General features: G+C 65.5%; 19 protein-coding genes and 1 pseudogene. 13 read left to right on the top strand and 7 right to left on the bottom strand.

Annotation, left to right across the window (positions count from 1 at the left end; all coding sequences use genetic code 11):
• Positions 1-44: 44 nt before the first annotated feature.
• Positions 45-1,631, top strand: a complete 1,587-nt coding sequence (locus HBF25_RS04830; RefSeq protein WP_166946803.1) for an inorganic phosphate transporter — start codon at positions 45-47, stop codon at positions 1,629-1,631.
• 115 nt (positions 1,632-1,746) lie between these two features.
• The gene (locus tag HBF25_RS04825; protein WP_166946802.1) at positions 1,747-2,019 is read left to right on the top strand and encodes a hypothetical protein; all 273 of its coding nucleotides are present in this window, start codon (positions 1,747-1,749) and stop codon (positions 2,017-2,019) included.
• Positions 2,020-2,025: 6 nt separating this feature from the next.
• On the opposite strand, the gene HBF25_RS04820 is transcribed toward HBF25_RS04825, so the two are convergent.
• The 4 genes from HBF25_RS04820 to HBF25_RS04805 form a co-directional block, all read right to left on the bottom strand.
• A complete protein-coding gene (locus HBF25_RS04820; RefSeq protein ID WP_166946801.1) occupies positions 2,026-2,913 on the bottom strand; it encodes a bestrophin family protein in 888 nt (295 codons plus the stop codon).
• Between the two features lie 17 nt (positions 2,914-2,930).
• The gene (locus HBF25_RS04815) at positions 2,931-3,269 is read right to left on the bottom strand and encodes a 2-hydroxyacyl-CoA dehydratase (protein ID WP_166946800.1); all 339 of its coding nucleotides are present in this window, start codon (positions 3,267-3,269) and stop codon (positions 2,931-2,933) included.
• Positions 3,270-3,347: 78 nt separating this feature from the next.
• Positions 3,348-4,079 carry a 2OG-Fe dioxygenase family protein gene (locus HBF25_RS04810; protein WP_166946799.1) on the bottom strand — a complete coding sequence of 244 codons (732 nt, stop codon included), beginning with the start codon at positions 4,077-4,079 and terminating at the stop codon, positions 3,348-3,350.
• Positions 4,080-4,354: 275 nt separating this feature from the next.
• The gene (locus HBF25_RS04805) at positions 4,355-6,091 is read right to left on the bottom strand and encodes a L,D-transpeptidase family protein (RefSeq protein ID WP_243853041.1); all 1,737 of its coding nucleotides are present in this window, start codon (positions 6,089-6,091) and stop codon (positions 4,355-4,357) included.
• Between the two features lie 137 nt (positions 6,092-6,228).
• Between HBF25_RS04805 and HBF25_RS04800 the strand changes: the two genes are divergently transcribed.
• Both HBF25_RS04800 and HBF25_RS04795 read left to right on the top strand, forming a co-directional pair.
• Positions 6,229-6,951: a murein L,D-transpeptidase catalytic domain family protein gene (locus tag HBF25_RS04800; RefSeq protein ID WP_166946798.1), complete on the top strand. Its 723-nt coding sequence runs from the start codon at positions 6,229-6,231 to the stop codon at positions 6,949-6,951.
• A gap of 55 nt (positions 6,952-7,006) precedes the next feature.
• Positions 7,007-7,342, top strand: a complete 336-nt coding sequence (locus tag HBF25_RS04795) for a hypothetical protein (RefSeq protein WP_166946797.1) — start codon at positions 7,007-7,009, stop codon at positions 7,340-7,342.
• 6 nt (positions 7,343-7,348) lie between these two features.
• On the opposite strand, the gene HBF25_RS04790 is transcribed toward HBF25_RS04795, so the two are convergent.
• Both HBF25_RS04790 and HBF25_RS04785 read right to left on the bottom strand, forming a co-directional pair.
• The gene (locus HBF25_RS04790; protein ID WP_166946796.1) at positions 7,349-7,732 is read right to left on the bottom strand and encodes a DNA-binding transcriptional response regulator; all 384 of its coding nucleotides are present in this window, start codon (positions 7,730-7,732) and stop codon (positions 7,349-7,351) included.
• A 39-nt stretch (positions 7,733-7,771) separates the two neighbouring features.
• Positions 7,772-8,179 carry a hypothetical protein gene (locus HBF25_RS04785; protein ID WP_166946795.1) on the bottom strand — a complete coding sequence of 136 codons (408 nt, stop codon included), beginning with the start codon at positions 8,177-8,179 and terminating at the stop codon, positions 7,772-7,774.
• A gap of 131 nt (positions 8,180-8,310) precedes the next feature.
• Between HBF25_RS04785 and HBF25_RS04780 the strand changes: the two genes are divergently transcribed.
• From HBF25_RS04780 to HBF25_RS04755, 6 genes and pseudogenes are all read left to right on the top strand, one after another.
• A complete protein-coding gene (locus HBF25_RS04780; protein WP_166946794.1) occupies positions 8,311-8,715 on the top strand; it encodes a hypothetical protein in 405 nt (134 codons plus the stop codon).
• A 74-nt stretch (positions 8,716-8,789) separates the two neighbouring features.
• Positions 8,790-9,029: a hypothetical protein gene (locus tag HBF25_RS04775; RefSeq protein ID WP_166946793.1), complete on the top strand. Its 240-nt coding sequence runs from the start codon at positions 8,790-8,792 to the stop codon at positions 9,027-9,029.
• 97 nt (positions 9,030-9,126) lie between these two features.
• The gene (locus HBF25_RS04770; protein ID WP_166946792.1) at positions 9,127-9,366 is read left to right on the top strand and encodes a hypothetical protein; all 240 of its coding nucleotides are present in this window, start codon (positions 9,127-9,129) and stop codon (positions 9,364-9,366) included.
• A 46-nt stretch (positions 9,367-9,412) separates the two neighbouring features.
• Positions 9,413-11,815 (top strand): annotated as a pseudogene (locus HBF25_RS04765) (DEAD/DEAH box helicase); the annotation flags it as partial.
• A gap of 11 nt (positions 11,816-11,826) precedes the next feature.
• Positions 11,827-12,720, top strand: a complete 894-nt coding sequence (locus HBF25_RS04760; RefSeq protein ID WP_166946790.1) for a ribonuclease H-like domain-containing protein — start codon at positions 11,827-11,829, stop codon at positions 12,718-12,720.
• Positions 12,721-12,932: 212 nt separating this feature from the next.
• Entirely contained in the window at positions 12,933-13,079 is a 147-nt protein-coding gene (locus HBF25_RS04755; RefSeq protein ID WP_166946789.1) for a hypothetical protein, read from the top strand.
• A gap of 316 nt (positions 13,080-13,395) precedes the next feature.
• Here HBF25_RS04755 and HBF25_RS04750 read toward each other — a convergent pair whose 3' ends face one another.
• Positions 13,396-13,980, bottom strand: a complete 585-nt coding sequence (locus tag HBF25_RS04750; protein ID WP_166946788.1) for an FMN-dependent NADH-azoreductase — start codon at positions 13,978-13,980, stop codon at positions 13,396-13,398.
• A gap of 113 nt (positions 13,981-14,093) precedes the next feature.
• On the opposite strand from HBF25_RS04750, the gene HBF25_RS04745 reads away from it, so the two are divergent.
• The 3 genes from HBF25_RS04745 to HBF25_RS04735 are packed head-to-tail and all read left to right on the top strand — an operon-like array spanning position 14,094 to position 17,077.
• Positions 14,094-15,131, top strand: coding sequence for a LysR substrate-binding domain-containing protein (locus HBF25_RS04745; RefSeq protein WP_166946787.1), 1,038 nt, complete (start codon positions 14,094-14,096; stop codon positions 15,129-15,131).
• 9 nt (positions 15,132-15,140) lie between these two features.
• On the top strand, positions 15,141-16,286 hold the full coding sequence (locus tag HBF25_RS04740) for a pyridoxal phosphate-dependent aminotransferase (RefSeq protein ID WP_166946786.1): 1,146 nt from the start codon (positions 15,141-15,143) through the stop codon (positions 16,284-16,286).
• Entirely contained in the window at positions 16,274-17,077 is an 804-nt protein-coding gene (locus tag HBF25_RS04735; RefSeq protein ID WP_166946785.1) for an amidohydrolase, read from the top strand. The genes HBF25_RS04740 and HBF25_RS04735 overlap by 13 nt, the downstream gene beginning before the upstream one ends.
• Positions 17,078-17,082 lie beyond the last annotated feature (5 nt).

Genomic DNA, 17,082 nt, shown 5'->3' with positions numbered 1-17,082 from the left:
CTTTGCTTGTTACCTGTGGAACTCTCACGGGTGGAGGCGATGCCATGAACAGCACGGTCCTGAGTGGAAACCTGGCGGGTTCCCCGCGCAACCGATGGGTGAGCCTGGCCGTGTTCGGCGGCTTGCTGCTGGCAGCCCTGGCCTATGTGGGCTCCCAGCTGGGCCACGATCTGAACGATGCGCCGGCCAGTCCCGTCTTCCAGTATGTGCTGCTGGGCGTGGCCTTGCTGATCGCGCTGGGCTTCGAGTTCGTCAACGGATTTCACGATACGGCCAATGCCGTGGCCACGGTGATCTACACGCGATCGTTGCCCGCCAGTTTTGCGGTGGTGTGGTCCGGCGGCTGGAATTTCCTGGGTGTGCTGCTTTCCAGCGGCGCGGTGGCTTATGCCGTGCTGCAATTGCTGCCCATCGCGCTGGTATTGAACGTCGGATCGTCGGTGGGCTTCGCGATGGTCTTCGCGCTGCTGATCGCCGCCATCTTGTGGAACCTGGGCACGTGGTACCTGGGTCTGCCGTCGTCCAGCTCGCATACGCTGATCGGTTCGATCATCGGCGTGGGCCTCATGAACCAGATGATGCATGCGGGCGACGCCAATGCCGCCGTGGACTGGAGCCAGGCGTGGAGCGTGGGCAAGTCGCTGCTGGTGTCGCCGCTGGTGGGCTTCGGCCTCGCGTTCGCACTGCTGATGTTGTTGAAGGCCCTCGTGCGTGCGCCCGAGCTTTACGCCGAACCGCACGGCGACAAGCCACCGCCGTTCTGGGTGCGCTGCCTGCTCATTCTTACCTGCACGGGCGTGTCGTTCGCGCATGGTTCCAACGACGGACAGAAAGGCATGGGCCTCATCATGCTGATCCTGATCGGCACGGTGCCCAGCGCCTACGCGTTGAACAAGGCCGTGACGCCGGGCGAGACGCAGACCTTCGTTTCCGTGGCACATCACGCGAGCGAGACGCTGGCGCGTTACGCGAACGGAGCCGCCCCGGTGGCCTCGCCGCGTACGGAAATCGAACGCTATATCCAGTCGCATCAGGCGACACCTGCCACGCTGGCGGCATTGCAACAGATCACGGACAGCATCGGCGAACAGGTGGGACATCGCACCACGTTGGCCGATGTGCCTCAGCACGAATTGAACAACGTGCGCAGCAGCATGTATCTCAGCTCCGAAGCGCTGCGCCTGATGGCGAAGAACGGGCAGCCCGCATTCAGCGCCGACGACAAGGCCGTGCTCGACAACTATCACGGCCTGCTCGACAAGGCGACGAAGTTCATTCCCACCTGGGTGAAGGTGGCGGTGGCGATCGCCCTGGGCCTTGGCACCATGGTGGGCTGGCGTCGCATCGTGCGCACGGTGGGCGAGCGCATCGGCAAGCAGCATCTCACCTACGCACAGGGTGCCTCGGCCGAAGTGGTGGCCATGCTCACCATCGGCGCGGCGGATCGTTTCGGCCTGCCGGTAAGCACCACCCACGTGCTGTCGTCAGGTGTGGCAGGCGCCATGGTCGCCAACGGGTCGGGCCTGCAATGGGCCACGGTACGCAGCATGCTCATGGCCTGGGTGCTGACCCTTCCGGTATCGATCGTCCTGGCCGCCGCCCTGTTCTGGCTGCTGAGGCACGTCTTCTGAGGCCAGTGGCCGAATTTGTCCGTTCGTCGGCGGGATGAGATCATTCCTGCCGAATACGGGTCATCCCGTACGGCTGCCGCATTCCCTCGCGGCTCCCCTGACGAACCGGACACTCATGCTGAGCTGGCAGAACCACCCCGTAATGGACGACGGATTGTCGCTGGTCGACGCCGTGCGCACGGGCGATCACGAAGAGGCCCGTTTTCTTTCCGGTCGTGTGCTGGAGCAGGCCGAGGAAGCCGGCCTGGAGGCAGTGGCATCCGCCGTGCTGGCCCTGGCCCCCTGCGTGGATGGCCGTGGCGGCACCCTTGCGCCCACCAGCCTGGCCTCGCTCAACCTGCTGGCCGCCTTGCTGGACATCCAGTACGGGCCCGCCGCCGCCGCGTGACCGTGGTTATTCCGGGCGCGGGCTGTCGGTGAGGGAGAGCAGGTCGGTTTCCGCCGTGGCGCAGTAGCGTTCCAGCGGCAGGTCGTTCGGCAGCAGGCCGAACGGGTCTTCGATCTGGTCGCCCAGGGCATCCAGGCCGAAGAAGGTATAGGCCAGCACGCCCACCACCAGCGGCGTGAACCAGCCCATCAGGCTCACCATGCAGAAGGGCAGCAGGAAGCAGTAGATGTGCACCGTCCGGTGCAGCAGCAGGATGTAGGCATAGGGAATGGGCGTGCCCTGAATGCGCTCGCAGCCGGCCAGCACATGGGACAGCTTGCCCAGCTCGTTGTCGATGGCTGACAGCAGGATCGGATCGGCGCCCTGCGCGCGGGCGGCTTCGGCATAGGCCACGCCGGTGCGCGCGAGGATCGCGCTGGGCCGGTTCGGTGCTGCGAGCATGGTCTCACGCTCGTCGTCGCCAAGCCAGCGGGACAGCTCGCCCGCCGGGTCGGTGGCCCGCAGGTGATGCCGCATGGCATGCGTAAAGGCGACCAGGCGATGCACCAGCACGCCGCGTTCGGCGGCCGGGGTGTCGGGCAGGAAGGCGAGCGTCTGCCGCGCGAGATTGCGCATGGTGAAGATCATCTCGCCCCACAGCGTGCGGGCGTCCCACCAGCGCTGGTAGGCCACCGTGTTACGGAAGCCCAGGAAGATCGCCAGGGTGAGGCCCATCAGGGTGAGGGGCGCCGCGTTGAGCCCGATGTGCAATGCGAAGAAATGCACATCGAGCCACACCACCCCTACCGACAGCAGGATCGTATAGAGCACCCTGCGCCAGATGACGGGAACGATCGATCCGTTGAGGGTGAACAGCAGCGAGGCGACGGTGGGTGTGCGCGAGCGTGTGGACATGAGGCGGCGGTGAGTGATTACTCCGCCTCGGGCGGATCGTCCTTGGACTTGCGACGGCGACGCGGTTTCATGTCGGTAGCCAGCAGGCCCTGGAGATAGGCGATGCCTTCTTCTTCGGGGAACCAGGCGACCACGTCGGCGACACTGAGGCTGTAGCGCACGCGCAGGGCTTCGAACTCCTCGCGGGCACCGGCAAGCGGATCGACTTTTTTCGGACGGCCGCGTGGCTTGGGCTCAGGTTTGGGCTTGGCCTCGGGGACGGGTTTGGGCTCGGGTTTGCGATCGGAGATTTTCCGATCAAGGGCGGCAAGTTCTTCCTGGAACTGCCGGAAATCATATTTACCGGACGAGTTCATCGCAGTTCTAAGGCGGTGAAAGCGGCTATTGTCGCATGGATTGCACAAGCAAATAATGAGAATTTAGCCCGAAACACGCTACGTCGCCTGCCGGAACGTGACCACCAGCACGTCGCGATGCGATGCCATGGCAGGGTCCAGCGGGGTAACGGGGGTGACGCCGTGGAAAACCCTCGGATCGTGGATGAGTGCCGCGTCGAAGGGCCTGGCCAGGGTGAACTCGCCGAGCGGGCGACCGTCGGGCGCATGGATGGTGGTGGTGCCCCGGGCGATGTTCTCGCGGTCGATGAGCAGTACCAGCACGTAGTCCACGCCATCGCGGTGGCTGCCTTCGGGCGTGGGCTCGCCGGCGGCACCGGCCGTGGCTTCGATGCGGAACTGGTGCGCCTCGATGTGCCAGTGGGCGATGTCGGGCGACAGGCCGCCGAAGAAGTCGCGGCAGTATTCCAGGATGGCGTGCATGCTGGCGCCATCGGCGATCTCGGGCAGCACGGGCTCGAACCAGCGCTCGATGTCGCCTTGCAGGGTGTTGTAGGCCAGGGTCTGGAAGTGAGCCTGATGCGGCAGGCGCTCGATGTGTCCGTCGCGGCTGGCGTACACGGCATGCCGGCGGCGGCGGAAGCGGCCGGTGGCGGCGAGGTAGGTGTCCGGTTCCAGCGCGTTCCAGCTGGCGGCGAAGGCGTCCCAGTCGGAGAGCGGGCGTGCATGCGCGAACAGCTGCCGCATGTCGTCGCCGTGGACGAAGGCGAAGCCCTCGTCCCGTACCTGGTCGTGGAGGGTCGTTTCGGTCGCTTCGAGGGGGGCGTTCATCGCCGCAGTATACGTCCGCGCCGGGCATGACGGTGCTGCGGCAAACAGCCCCGCCAGCATGTTGAATGAGCGCGCCCGACACGACCGACAAAGCGCCGCCGCACCAAGATCACCACACCATTGTAGGAGCGCGCCTCGCGCGCGACCGGCAAAGCGCCGCCGCACCAAGGTCCCCACACCGTTGTAGGAGCGCGCCTCGCGCGCGACCGGTCCGGGAGGGGAACGCCTGGCTTCGGTCCGGTCGCGCGCGAGGCGCGCTCCTACAGGGGAATGGGTTAGGGGGCCTGCAGGGGCTGTGGCTTGTCCAGCGCCTTCAGCAGGGCCGGGTCGCGCTGGTACACATCTGGCTTGTACGCCAGCTTTCCATCGTCACCGATATCCACCGTCCAGTAGGCAAGCAACACCGGCACCGCCGTCGGCAGGGTCACGTTCTGCGTCTTGCCCGTGGCGATGCGCTGGTCGATGGCGTCGCGGTTCCACTTCTGGTCGTCGTTGAATAGCAACTGCACCAGGTCGAGCGGATGCTCCACGCGGATGCACCCCGAACTGGTATCGCGCTTGGCACGCGAGAACATTTCCTGATGCGGCGTATCGTGCAGGTACACGGCGAAGGAATTCGGAAAACGGATCACCACCTGGCCCAGCGAATTGCCGGGGCCGGCATCCTGGCGCAGCGTGATGCCGCGCGGGCTGGCCCAGTTCACGCTGGCCGGCGACAAGGTATTGCCGCTGCTGTCGAGCACGCGGATACGGTTGGCCGCGAGGTAACCCGGATTGTTGCGAATCTTCGGCAGCATGTCGTTCTTCAGGATCGTCGGCGGCACCGTCCAGGTGGGATTGAAGGTGACGTAGGTGATCTGCGAACGAAAAATCGGCGTGCTGCGATACGGCTTGCCCACCTGTACGCGCGACTTCCACACCGGCTGGCCGTCGCGATAGAAGCTGATCTTGTAGCCCGCCACATCCACCACCACGAAGGTGCCCTGCAACGAGTGCAGCAACCAGCGCGCGCGTTCGAGGTTCACGCGCACCTGGTCGATACGCGCCTGCACCGGCACATTGAGCGAGGCCAGCGTATCGGCACCGACACTGCCATCGGCATCGAGGTACTGGTCGGCCTGGAAGCGCTTCACGGCATCGGTGAGCGGGCTGTCGTAAAGCGAGCCATGGGCAAGCGTGGCGTCGAGGTAGCCGCCGGCCACCAGGCGGGCGCGCAACGCTTCCACGCGAGGGTCCTTCATGCCGGGCTTCAACGTCGGGCCCTCCGGCACGCCCGGCCAGCCGCCATTGGTCGCACTGGCACGCAACTGGGCCAGCGCATCGCGAAGCTTCGCGTAAAGCGGGTTCTGTGGTCGTGCCATGTCGAACACCTGATCGACACTGCGCTCGTCGATGGATGACTCCAGGATCGCCATGCCCTGCTGCGCATCGATGGCGGTGGGATCGAAATTCCACACCGGGTCCAGGCGCTCGGGATCGACCTTGCCTCGGGCCAGCTGCACCAGGGCCGTGATGTACGCCCCGGTGGCTTCGATTTCGAGATCGGCGCGTTTGTCGGGGGAGGCATGGCGCCAGTCCGGATCGGCGAAGGCCGTCTTCAGCGCGGTGAGGTGATAGTCCTCGGGCAGCAGGCCGTCGCCGTCGGTGGAGGCCAGACCGGCCAGCAGCTGGCTTATGTTGTTCTCGTCCGTCCACGCGGCCACGTAATGGCGCTGCGCGTAGAAATCCGAGACCGCCTTGGCCATGGCCGCACTCTGGCGGGCCTGCGCATTGCCATTGCCGGGTTCCATGCGCTGGATGCGCGCGAAGATCGCCTGGGCCACCGGATCGTCCGTAGCCGGCGGCTGCGGCAAGGCGACGCTGCCGGCTGATGTTGGATCGGTGGCCACGATGGGAGGCGGCGCGACAGCCGACGTCGCGCTGGGAGGCGTCTGCGCCCCTGCCCAGGCGGGCAGGCCGGCGGCAAGGACAAAGGCGGCGGTGAGGCCGCGAAGCCGTTGATCCATAGGCATGATTGATTGATTCCTTATTTTTCGGCGCTGATGGGCACGCTCTTTCACATATATGAAAGGCAAAGACGTGACGGAATTGTGGTCAAGGAATGATCAGCACGTTAGGATCGGTCGATGTCGCTTTACCGGCTGGCCTGATGATTCGTCCGTTTCGCACTTTTCTCGCCTGCGCGCCGCTCCTGGCCGCCACATCCTTCCTTCCCGCCACGGCCCACGCCGCCGACACACTCGGCGAAGCCCTTGCGCGCCTGGCGCCGTCCGCCGACCCCAAGGTGATCGACCTCGCGGTGCAGGCTTCCGAATGTGCGCAGACGCAGAGCGGCACTCCCTCGGATCGCCTGGCGGTGATCGACTATTCGAAGCCCTCGTCGCAGCCGCGCCTTTGGGTATTCGATGTCGTCAGGCGCAAGCTGCTGTTCCAGGAACTGGTGGCGCACGGCAAGAACAGCGGCGATGCCACGGCCACCCGCTTCTCCAATGCGCCCGAAAGCCTGGCCTCCAGCCTGGGCCTGTTCCGCACCGCCGACCCCTACATGGGCAAGAACGGCTACTCGCTGCGCATGACCGGCCTTGAACCGGGCACCAACGACCAGGCCCTGGCCCGGGCCATCGTCATCCACGGCGCCGCTTATGTGAACGAGGCCATGGCCCGCATGGCCGGTCGCATCGGACGCAGCTGGGGCTGCCCGGCCGTGCGTACCGCCGTTGCTCACAAGCTCATCGACACGCTCAAGGGCGGGCAGATGGTCTTCTCGTATTACCCCGACAAGCGCTGGCTGGCCTCGTCGCCGTACCTCAAATGCACCAGCAGCCAGCTGGCAAAGGCTGAAGCGCGTGTCGCCACTCGCCCGGGCACCTGATTCCAGTTGCCGTTCCACGGGTTAGAATCCCCGGAACCTCATCGTGGAACCGAGCATGAAATACGTCGTCGCGTCTGTTGCCTGCATCCTTCTCGCCGGCTGCGCCACCAGTGGCCTGAAGGACTCCCTGCCCAAGCTGAGCAGCAAGACCACCAAAAACGTCGGCGACTACGTGCAGTGCGTCATTCCGAAGTGGCAGGCCCTCTCCAAGGACGCCAACGGCAGCGCCAAGGACGACAAGGGCGTGGTGACCTCGAACGACGACGGCAAGCACGAGCGTCTTGAAGTCACTGCCAGCGGCTCCGGTGCCCAGGTGGTGATGTACGAACTGCAAAAGGGCAAGGGCGACTACGAAGGTCGCTTCCGCGAAGAAGCCATCTCCTGCCTCTGAGTGACCTCAGCTACGTGGACGCGCCTCGCGGGCGCGTTCCACGGCATCGAGCAGCTCAGACCGGCTGAACGGTTTTTCCAGGAATACCGCCGATAGCGGAAACGGCGCGAGATCCTGCGGCAACCGGCTCGACACCACCACCATGGCGGTTTTCGGGCGTTCGCGCAGCACGGCCTGAAGCAAGGCGCTGCCCCGACGTTCCCCTGGTGTATCGGCATGGATCACCAGCAGGCTGAGGTGCGCCATTTCCTGGAAAGCGTTCTTCGCGTCGCGGTAGGTCACCGTGAAGCGGGCGTCGTAGCCGGCGTCTTCCAGGACGAAGGCCATGGTCTCGGCGACCATGGCGGCACGGTCGAAGACCAGGGCAGTGGGAAGGGCAGGCTTGCTCATGGAGGGCAGTTTAATCCGGTAAACGGGGTTCGGTGCGAGTCAGGCACCGGTATTCGTCTCCGGCGGCCAGTGTGCATTGATCGTCTTGATCCGCTGGACCAGATCGCGCACTTCCTCGTTGCGATCGTGTACCCGCTTTTCCTCGGCGGCCTTCTGCGCGGCGAAATCCTCGTTCGTGCCCAGCACCGCCTCGTGGACCAGGCGGCAATTTTCCTCGGCGTGGCTGGCGCGGGTGTGAAATCCCAGGCGGTCGGCGATGATTTCCATGCGCAGTCCGGGGTGCACCTGTTCCAGGGCACGGGCCCGGACGATGAAGAACTGTTGCCATTCGCGTTCCGGTGCACCGCTCAGGACGGCTTCCACCCGGGGAATGTCGGGGCGGTCGAACTGCTCGCTGTCGTCAACGGCCTCGAACGATGCGATCTCGATCCAGTCTCGGCTGGCCATGGCAATTCCTTGGGGGTGAGGCGCGGGATTCTTCGTTGCGGCGCGTGCAGGAAACGTCGCGGCTTGCGCTCGGCGCACTTTTCGGCATATACGAACGCGTGCTCTCCACATCCTCCAAGGAGTTCCATCCCATGCGCTACCTCGCCATTGCAGGCGCCGTGCTGCTCGCCGGCTGTGCCACCCAGAATGAGCGCCACGTCGGCATCCACGACGTTCTTTCCAGCACCACCTACTCGAACCAGTCGCCGGGCGATGGCGATGCCACCCTCACGATCGTTCGTGAGCAGGGCCTGTGGGGTGCGGGCTGCTCCAGCGCTGTATACGTGGATGACAAGGCCGTGGCAGACATGGAAATCGGCCAGCAGCTCGTGCTGCACATCCCCTCGGGCGCCCGCAAGCTCAGCGTCCAGCCGCATGGCGCATGCAGCGCCGACCGCCTCGAAACCGACGCCACCCTGGGCCAGGGTGAAACGCGTACGTTCACCATCTCCGCCAGCGGCGAGACCCTGGCTGCCCAGGCCGCTCCGAAGGCCTGATCGGGCTTGTTTTCCGGGTCGCGGTGGCGCAGGATCAAAAACGTCGCCGCGACGCCAGCCCAGGAGCCCTTACCGTGCACCGACGCATCGTTGGCCAGTACTCCGTAGAGGTCCGCACGTTGAAGTCGGCTACCGGTACGTGGAAGTCGGCCTATATCGTCGAACCCGCCGCCCATGCCGGGCCGCGTGACTTCGTCATGATTTCCCTGCTTGAGGAATTCCGTGACGAACGAAGCGCGGTCGACGCGGCCATGGATCGCGGCATGAAACACGCCGACTGGCTTGAAACCAGCCGCAGCGCCGTTCCCGGCTGACGTGACCGCCGCACCTACCGCGTCGTAACGTCCCCACCACGAACTGCCCCCTAGGGTCCCCGGCACGGGCAACGCCGCCCGGGACCGGGAGGCATGCTTGCAGCGAACGACCCTCTACCTGCCGTTCACCACCTCCCCGCGAGGTGTATGGAACGTTCGCCGGAACGCCGACATCATCGGCCAGTTTCCCACCCGCGACGAGGCCATGCGGCACGCCTTGTCGATGATCGAATCCATCACGGTCCATGGCGGCCAGCCGGTGGACCTGAAGGTGGAAGACGAGGACGGCACCTGGCACCTGGCCGAGCTGCCCGAGGTCACGCGTCGCAGGATCTGAGACCTGCCCGGGCGATAAGACGCATCCGTCTGCCCCGGATGCCTCCATGGCCGCCTACCTGAAAGCCCTGCGTTCCACCGAGTCCGATGCGGCGCTCGCCACCCATCACGACGGGCGCACGCTGGCCCAGCGCCTGAGCGCCAAATACGGCGACCGGGTCTGCTCGGCTTTCACGCTGTTCGGGCGCGAGGGCAGTTTCGTACCGCTGCCGGACGATCTCCCCGAAGGGCTCGCCAGGGCCTTGCGAGCGCGGGGCATCGAGCAGTTGTACAGCCACCAGCAGCAGGCCTGGGAGGCGGCGCGCAGCGGTCGCAACGTGCTGGTCGCCACGCCCACGGCATCGGGCAAGACGCTTTGCTACACGCTGCCGGTGATCGCCTCGGCTATCGAGGCCGGTGCGCGTGCGCTGTATCTGTTTCCCACCAAGGCACTGGCGCAGGATCAGGTGGCCGAACTGCTGGAAATCAATCGTGCCGGCGACCTGGGCGTGAAGGCCTTCACCTTCGACGGCGACACGCCGGGGGATGCGCGGCAGGCGATCCGCCTGCACGGCGACGTGGTGGTGAGCAATCCCGACATGCTGCATCAAGCCATCCTGCCGCACCATACGAAATGGGCGCAGTTCTTCGAAAGCCTGCGCTACATCGTCATCGATGAAATCCACACCTATCGCGGTGTGTTCGGCTCGCATCTGGCGAACGTGCTGCGCCGCCTGAGGCGCATCTGTGCGTTCTACGGCGTGCGACCGCAGTTCGTACTGTGTTCGGCCACCATCGGCAATGCCGTGGAGCATGCGCAGGCCCTGATCGAAGACGAGGTGTTCGCGGTGACGCACAGTGGGGCGCCCAGTGGCGACAAGCACGTGCTGCTGTGGAATCCGCCGGTGATCAATCCCGATCTCGGCCTGCGTGCCTCGGCGCGTTCGCAGACCAACCTGATCGCACGCGTCGCCATCAAGGCGAAGATGAAAACGCTGGTATTCGCGCAGTCGCGACTCATGGTGGAAGTGCTCACCAAATACCTCAAGGATGTCTTCGATCACGATACCCGCAAGCCGCCGCGCATCCGCGCCTATCGCGGCGGCTATCTGCCCACGGAACGCCGCGAGGTAGAGCGCGAGATGCGCGCAGGCAACGTGGATGGCATCGTGTCCACCTCGGCGCTGGAGCTTGGCGTGGATATCGGTAGCCTCGACGCCGTGGTGCTCAACGGGTATCCCGGCTCCATCGCGGCCACCTGGCAGCGTTTCGGGCGGGCAGGGCGCCGGCAGCAGCCGTCCCTTGGCGTGCTGGTGGCCAGCAGCGCGCCGCTGGATCAATACCTCATGCGCCATCCCGCGTTCCTCACGGAGGCCAGCCCGGAGCATGCGCGCATCCAGCCCGACCAGCCGCTGATCCTGCTCGACCACATCCGTTGTGCGGCCTTCGAGCTGCCTTTCGTCGACGGCGATCGCTTCGGTCCGGACGATGCGGGCGCCTATCTCCAGGTGCTGGAAGAATCCGAGGTGCTGCACCGGGAGGGCGATCGCTGGGAGTGGATCGCGGATAGCTATCCGGCCAATGCCGTTAGCCTGCGTTCGGTGGCGGATGGCAATTTCGTGGTGGTGGATCGCACGGAAGGACGGCAGACGATCATCGCCGAAGTCGATTATTCGGCTGCCGCGCTCACGCTCTACGAGGGCGCAATCCATATGGTGCAGTCCGTGCCTTACCAGGTGGAACGGCTCGACTGGGAAGGACGCAAGGCGTATTGCACGCGTACGCGTGTCGATTACTACACCGATGCCATCGACTACACCAGGCTCAAGGAGCTTGAATGCTTCGATGGCACGAAAGCAGGCGAGGGCAGTGCGCGGCATGGCGAGGTGCACGTGGTGCGCCGCGTATCGGGCTACAAGAAGATCCGTTACTACACGCATGAAAACATCGGCTACGGTCCCGTGAACCTGCCCGACCAGGAACTGCACACCACCGCCGTGTGGTGGCAATTGCCGCAGACGGTGCTCGACGAGGCTTTCCGCTCGCGCCAGCACGCCCTCGACGGCTTCCTGGGTGCGGCATATGCCCTGCATGTTGCCGCCGTGGTGGCCGTGATGGCCGAGCCGCGCGACCTGCAAAAGGCGGTGGGTTCCGGCGACGGCGGCTGGTCGGCCCAGGTGGACTCATCGGGCAGGGGACAGGTACGCGCCCCGGATGGCGGCCTCGCCACGGCAGACATGCTCGAACGCTTCCTGCCCACGGTGTACCTCTACGACAACTTCCCCGGCGGCGTCGGCCTCAGCGAGCCGCTGTTCGTGCGTGCGAAAGAGTTGCTTCACAGGGCCCTGGAAACCGTGCGCGGCTGCGAATGCAAGGCCGGCTGCCCGGCCTGCGTCGGCCCGGTGCTGGCCGCCGACGAACAACGCGACACCACCCCCAAGGCCCTCACCGCCCGCGTCCTGGAACTCCTGGGCGCGCAATCATGAGTTCCCTTTCAGACAAGCTGGCCGCGCTGCGCCACCAGGCCGGCTCCCCTGTAGGAGCGCGCCCCGCGCGCGACCGCCCTCTCGCCAAAACCACCCCCGACCTCGAAACCCTCCGCCGCCTCTACGGCATCCGCACCCGCCTGGGCCTCCCAAAGACACAGACCAAAAGCACCAACCGCGACGTCCCCGGCGAAGAACTCGCCCCCGGCCTGCGCTACCTGGAACAATCCTTCGAACGCCCCCGGCCTCCCGACGTGTTCGACCTCGGCTTCGCCCGCCTCACCGAGGCCCGCTGCCAACACCTGCTGCATTTCGATACGGAAACCACCGGTCTTGCCGGCGGCACGGGCACACGCGCCTTCATGATCGGCGCGGCCGACTGGCACGCAGGACGCCTGCGTGTGCGCCAGCTCTACATCACCACGATGGCGGCGGAAACGGCGATGCTGCGTGAGTTCACGCGCTGGATCAGTGGCGATACCGTGCTCGTGAGCTACAACGGAAAATCCTACGATGCGCCGCTGCTGGCCACGCGCTACCGGCTGGCGCGCATGGTCAATCCGCTATCCGGGCTGGTCCATGTCGACCTGCTGCATCCCATGCGCCGTCGCTACAAGCAGGTGTGGGAGAACTGTCGCATGCAGACAGCGGAACGCCACCTGCTGCGCATCGTGCGCGAAGACGACCTGCCGGGCTCGGAAGCCCCGGCAGCATGGCTGGGCTACCTGCGTGGCGGTTCGTCGGAAAACCTCGTGCGCGTGGCCGAGCACAACCTCCAGGACGTGCGCACGCTGAGCGGCCTGCTGGTGGAAGCCCACGGCTGGGCCGAACTGGATAGGCCGCCTTCGCCCGGAGGTAACGAAATCTCCACGCCACCCCGCGCAGGCTGACCCACGCACAGCACGCATCGAGGAGGCATCAGGCATGAACGAGCCGACCAAGCCCTGCGACCACGACGGTTGCAGCTGCCAGGTTCCCGTCTCACGCGAGTACTGCAGCGAAGCCTGCCGTATGGCGGCGGAGGAGCAGAACGTCGGCAGCACCTGCGAATGCGGGCACGCCAGGTGCCAGCAACCCCATTCCCACTGACGGAGGTTTCCTCATGACCAACGACGGCAAGCAGGACACCCCGGGCTACAAGGAACAAAACCCCAAGCCCTCGCACGGCAACCCGAAGGTACCCGGCGAAGGGCATCCCAAGGAGCCGCAGAACATGCCTAAAGACAAACCGGGCAAGCAAGGCAGCTAAAGCCCCAGCCCCCTCACCCCTGTAGGAGCGCGCCTCGCGCGCGACTCCTGAAAACGAAAACGATGATGATGCGGGAACAGGGCCGGAGCGCACCACATACGCAAACCCTCACTCCAGCTATGGCGAAAGAGGCTTTGCACTGATCTGGCGAGCGTTCAAACAGCCTGCCCGATCAATACAAAGCCTCTTTCGTGCCAACAAAGCCTGAGGGGTCGCGCACAGGTGCGCTCCTACAGTGCAGTCTGGCCTGTCTGGCGGTTGGTTCAGGCGTTTTGGCCTTTACCGGTCGCGCGCGAGGCGCGCTCCTACAGAGTGTTTATGCGGCCTTGCGCAGGAGGCCGCCGATGCCGGCTACCGCGTTGCCGATGGCCGCCGTCTTCTGCTCGTCGCCGCGCGACACGCCTTCGGCGCGCACGAACTCGACATCCGTGATGCCGAGGAAGCCCAGCACCGCACGCAGGTACGGCTCCTGGAAGTCCATCGAGGCAGCGGGCGTGCCCGGGGCGTAGATGCCGCCACGCGACGAGGCGACGATCACGCGCTTGCCCACGGCCAGGCCCTCGGGGCCGGCGGCGGTGTAGCGGAAGGTCTTGCCGGCCACTGCGATACGGTCGATCCAGGCCTTCAGCGAGCTGCTGATCGAGAAGTTGTACATCGGGGCGCCGATGACGATGACGTCGGCAGCCAGGAATTCGTCCATCACCTTGTCGCTTTCCGCAGCCGCGGGGTCGTTCTCGCCGGCCGGAAGGGCCCAGTGGCCCAGCGGGGCGGTGTGCAGGTCACGGTAGGTGACCTCAAGGCCCGGGTGGTTGCGGGAAAACTCGGCGACGATGGCAGCCGTCAGGCCGCGCGACACGGAATAGGCGCCAAGGGCACTGGCATCAATATGCAGGAGTTTCATAGCGTTACCTCTGTCTGGGCCGCTCAGCGCGGGATGGAGGAACGATACGCCGGCAACAATGCCGTGATTAGTCGGGTTGCGGTAGACTCATTGTTTCCAGACAGAAACGACGGATGATTTCGATGGAAGGCGCACTCCAGGACCTGAACGACCTGTACTTCTTCGCTTCCGTCGTCGAGCACGGCGGATTCTCCGCAGCCGGGCGCGCCCTGGGCGTCCCCAAGTCGCGCCTGTCCAAGCGCATCGCCCAGCTGGAAGACCGCCTGGGCGTACGCCTGCTCCAGCGCACCACCCGTCGTTTCGTGGTCACCGAAATCGGCGAGCGCTTCTACGCGCACTGCCGGGCGGTACTCGAGGAGGCGAGGGCGGCGCAGGATGCCGTAGACGAATTGCGCACCGAGCCGCGCGGCGTGGTGCGTGTGAGCTGCCCGATTCCCCTGGCGCAGAATGTGCTCGGCCCGATGCTGCCGGCCTTCATGCTTGAGCATCCGAAGGTGCAGATCCGTGTGACGGCCACCAACCGCCGCGTGGACCTGATCGGTGAAGGTTATGACGTGGCTATCCGTGTCCGCGAGAAGCTCGATACCGATGCCACGCTGGTGTTGCGCAGCATCGGCTATGCACGCAACCTGCTTGTCGCCAGCCCGAAGTTCCTCGACAGCAACGGGCGTCCCAAGACCCTGGAAGAACTTGCGCTGCTTCCCGCGTTGTCCATGTACGAGCACGAAGGCGCGCAGGTGTGGGAGCTCGTGGATGCCACCGGTCGCAAGGCCGCCGTCGAGGTGAAGCCGCGCCTTGTCAGTGGCGACTTCTCCGTACTGATTTCCGCCGCCGTGCAGTGCTGCGGCGTGGCGCTGGTGCCTGAGAATTACTGTGCGCCGATGATCGCCAATGGCGCCCTGGAATGGGTGCTGCCTGAATACACCACGGCACAGGGCACGTTGCACTTCGTTTACCCCAGCCGTCGTGGCCTGCTGCCCGCCGTGCGCAGCTTCGTCGACTTCCTGGCCGAGCGGCTGCCCAAGGCGCAGGCCGAGTTCCACAAGGACTGCGAGCGCCTGGGCCGCGAGCCGTCGGAGGCGGGCGCGATTCATCTGGCCCGCATGTTAGGATCGGAGTATCCGGCGGCATTTGGCCGTCCAAACGAATGAAGGCGTTCGATGCAGCTCGAAACCAAGCTCCCCAAGGTCGGCACGACCATTTTCAGCGTCATGAGCCAGCTCGCGCTGGAGCATAAGGCAGTCAACCTGGGCCAGGGCTTCCCGGATTTCGAGCCGCCCGAAGCCTTGTGTGAAGCCATCACGCGCGCCATGGCCGAAGGCAAGAACCAGTACGCCCCCGGCGTCGGCATCGCGAAGCTGCGCGAGCAGATCGCACTGAAAACGGAGCGCCTCTACGGTCACCGCGTCAGCCCCGATACCGAGGTCACCGTCACCTCCGGTGCCACCGAGGCGCTGTTCTCGGCCATCGCCGCCGTAGTGCGTGCAGGCGACGAAGTCATCGTGTTCGACCCGTGCTACGACAGCTACGAGCCGGCCATCGAATTGCAGGGCGCCACGGCGGTGCATATCCCGCTTACGCTGCCGTCCTTCGCCATCGACTGGCAGCGCGTACGCGATGCGGTCACGCCGAAGACCCGCGTCATCCTGATCAACTCGCCGCACAATCCGTCGGGCGCCGTGCTCAGCCGTGCCGATCTCGACGAACTGGCCGCCATCGTGCGCAACACGAACATCGTGGTGCTGTCCGACGAGGTGTACGAACACATCGTGTTCGACGGCGCCGAGCACCAGAGCGTGCTTCGTCATGAAGAGCTGGCGGCACGCAGCTTCGTGGTGTCGTCGTTCGGCAAGACATATCACTGCACGGGCTGGAAGGTCGGCTACGCCGTGGCGCCGAAGGCGCTCACCGCCGAGTTCCGCAAGGTGCACCAGTACCTCACCTTCTGCACCTTCAATCCGGCACAGTGGGCGTTCGCGGAATTCCTCGAATCCTCGCCCGGGCACTACCTCGACCTGCCGGCGTTCTACCAGGCCAAGCGCGATCGCTTCCGTGAACTTCTGGCGCCGTCGCGCCTGAAGCTGCTCGACGTGCCGGGTGGTTACTTCCAGCTGGTGGATTACAGCGCCATCCGCGATGTCGACGACATCAATTTCAGCGAGTGGCTGGTGCGCGAAGGCGGCGTGGCCGCAATCCCACTCAGCCCGTTCTACGAGACCGCGCCGGATACCCGCCTGGTCCGCCTGTGCTTCGCCAAGAACGACGCCACCATGGAAGCCGCCGCGGAGCTCCTGTGCAAACTCTGACCGTTTCCCTCATCCAGGGCGCCACGCTCTGGCACGACGCACCGGGCAATCGCGAGTACTACGGGCGTCTCGTGCGCAGCGCCCCCGGGAGCGACCTCATCGTGCTGCCCGAGACCTTCCTCTCGGGCTTCACCAACGACACGTTGGGCAATGCGGAAACCATGGACGGCGAAGGTATTGCCTGGTTCCGTGCGCTGGCGACCGAGGTAGGTGCCACGCTGACGGGCAGCCTTGTCATCAAGGATGGCGACACCGTCTACAACCGGCTGGTGTGGGCGTCGCCCGATGGCAGCCTTGCCTGGTACGACAAGCGCCACCTGTTCCGCATGGCGGGCGAGCACACTCGTTACGGTGGCGGCAGCGAGCGTCTCATCGTCGAACTGAAGGGTTGGCGCATCCTGCCGCAGGTCTGCTACGACCTGCGCTTCCCCGTGTGGCTGCGCAACGGCCGCAAGGAAGACGCCGCCGGCGGCATGGACTACGACCTGGCCCTGTTCGTGGCCAACTGGCCGTCGCCGCGCCGCCAGCCCTGGCGCACGTTGCTGCGCGCCCGCGCCATCGAGAACCTCTCCTATGTGATCGGCGTGAATCGCGTGGGCACGGATGGCAACAACCATCCGTATTCGGGCGACAGCGCCATCATCGATGCGGTAGGCGAGCCGCTGGTGGAACTGGGCCCGCAGGAACAGGTAGTCACGGTCACCCTCGACCCGGCCCCGCTACTGGCCCACCGCGAGCGCTTCCCGGCCTGGATGGACGCCGACCCGTTCTCCCTGACCCCCCAGATCTAACCCCC

Origin of the sequence: Luteibacter anthropi (assembly GCF_011759365.1) — a bacterium.
Classification (GTDB): domain Bacteria; phylum Pseudomonadota; class Gammaproteobacteria; order Xanthomonadales; family Rhodanobacteraceae; genus Luteibacter; species Luteibacter anthropi.
The sequence above is the reverse complement of the archived record's forward strand: the minus strand, read 5'-3'. Positions and strand labels throughout refer to the sequence as shown.

Coding starts and splice junctions, on each gene's coding strand:
- HBF25_RS04830 (WP_166946803.1), top strand. CDS start 45: ATGAACAGCACGGTCCTGAGTGGAAACCTGGCGGGTTCCCCGCGCAAC.
- HBF25_RS04825 (WP_166946802.1), top strand. CDS start 1,747: ATGCTGAGCTGGCAGAACCACCCCGTAATGGACGACGGATTGTCGCTG.
- HBF25_RS04820 (WP_166946801.1), bottom strand. CDS start 2,913: ATGTCCACACGCTCGCGCACACCCACCGTCGCCTCGCTGCTGTTCACC.
- HBF25_RS04815 (WP_166946800.1), bottom strand. CDS start 3,269: ATGAACTCGTCCGGTAAATATGATTTCCGGCAGTTCCAGGAAGAACTT.
- HBF25_RS04810 (WP_166946799.1), bottom strand. CDS start 4,079: ATGAACGCCCCCCTCGAAGCGACCGAAACGACCCTCCACGACCAGGTA.
- HBF25_RS04805 (WP_243853041.1), bottom strand. CDS start 6,091: ATGCCTATGGATCAACGGCTTCGCGGCCTCACCGCCGCCTTTGTCCTT.
- HBF25_RS04800 (WP_166946798.1), top strand. CDS start 6,229: ATGATTCGTCCGTTTCGCACTTTTCTCGCCTGCGCGCCGCTCCTGGCC.
- HBF25_RS04795 (WP_166946797.1), top strand. CDS start 7,007: ATGAAATACGTCGTCGCGTCTGTTGCCTGCATCCTTCTCGCCGGCTGC.
- HBF25_RS04790 (WP_166946796.1), bottom strand. CDS start 7,732: ATGAGCAAGCCTGCCCTTCCCACTGCCCTGGTCTTCGACCGTGCCGCC.
- HBF25_RS04785 (WP_166946795.1), bottom strand. CDS start 8,179: ATGGCCAGCCGAGACTGGATCGAGATCGCATCGTTCGAGGCCGTTGAC.
- HBF25_RS04780 (WP_166946794.1), top strand. CDS start 8,311: ATGCGCTACCTCGCCATTGCAGGCGCCGTGCTGCTCGCCGGCTGTGCC.
- HBF25_RS04760 (WP_166946790.1), top strand. CDS start 11,827: ATGAGTTCCCTTTCAGACAAGCTGGCCGCGCTGCGCCACCAGGCCGGC.
- HBF25_RS04755 (WP_166946789.1), top strand. CDS start 12,933: ATGACCAACGACGGCAAGCAGGACACCCCGGGCTACAAGGAACAAAAC.
- HBF25_RS04750 (WP_166946788.1), bottom strand. CDS start 13,980: ATGAAACTCCTGCATATTGATGCCAGTGCCCTTGGCGCCTATTCCGTG.
- HBF25_RS04745 (WP_166946787.1), top strand. CDS start 14,094: ATGATTTCGATGGAAGGCGCACTCCAGGACCTGAACGACCTGTACTTC.
- HBF25_RS04740 (WP_166946786.1), top strand. CDS start 15,141: ATGCAGCTCGAAACCAAGCTCCCCAAGGTCGGCACGACCATTTTCAGC.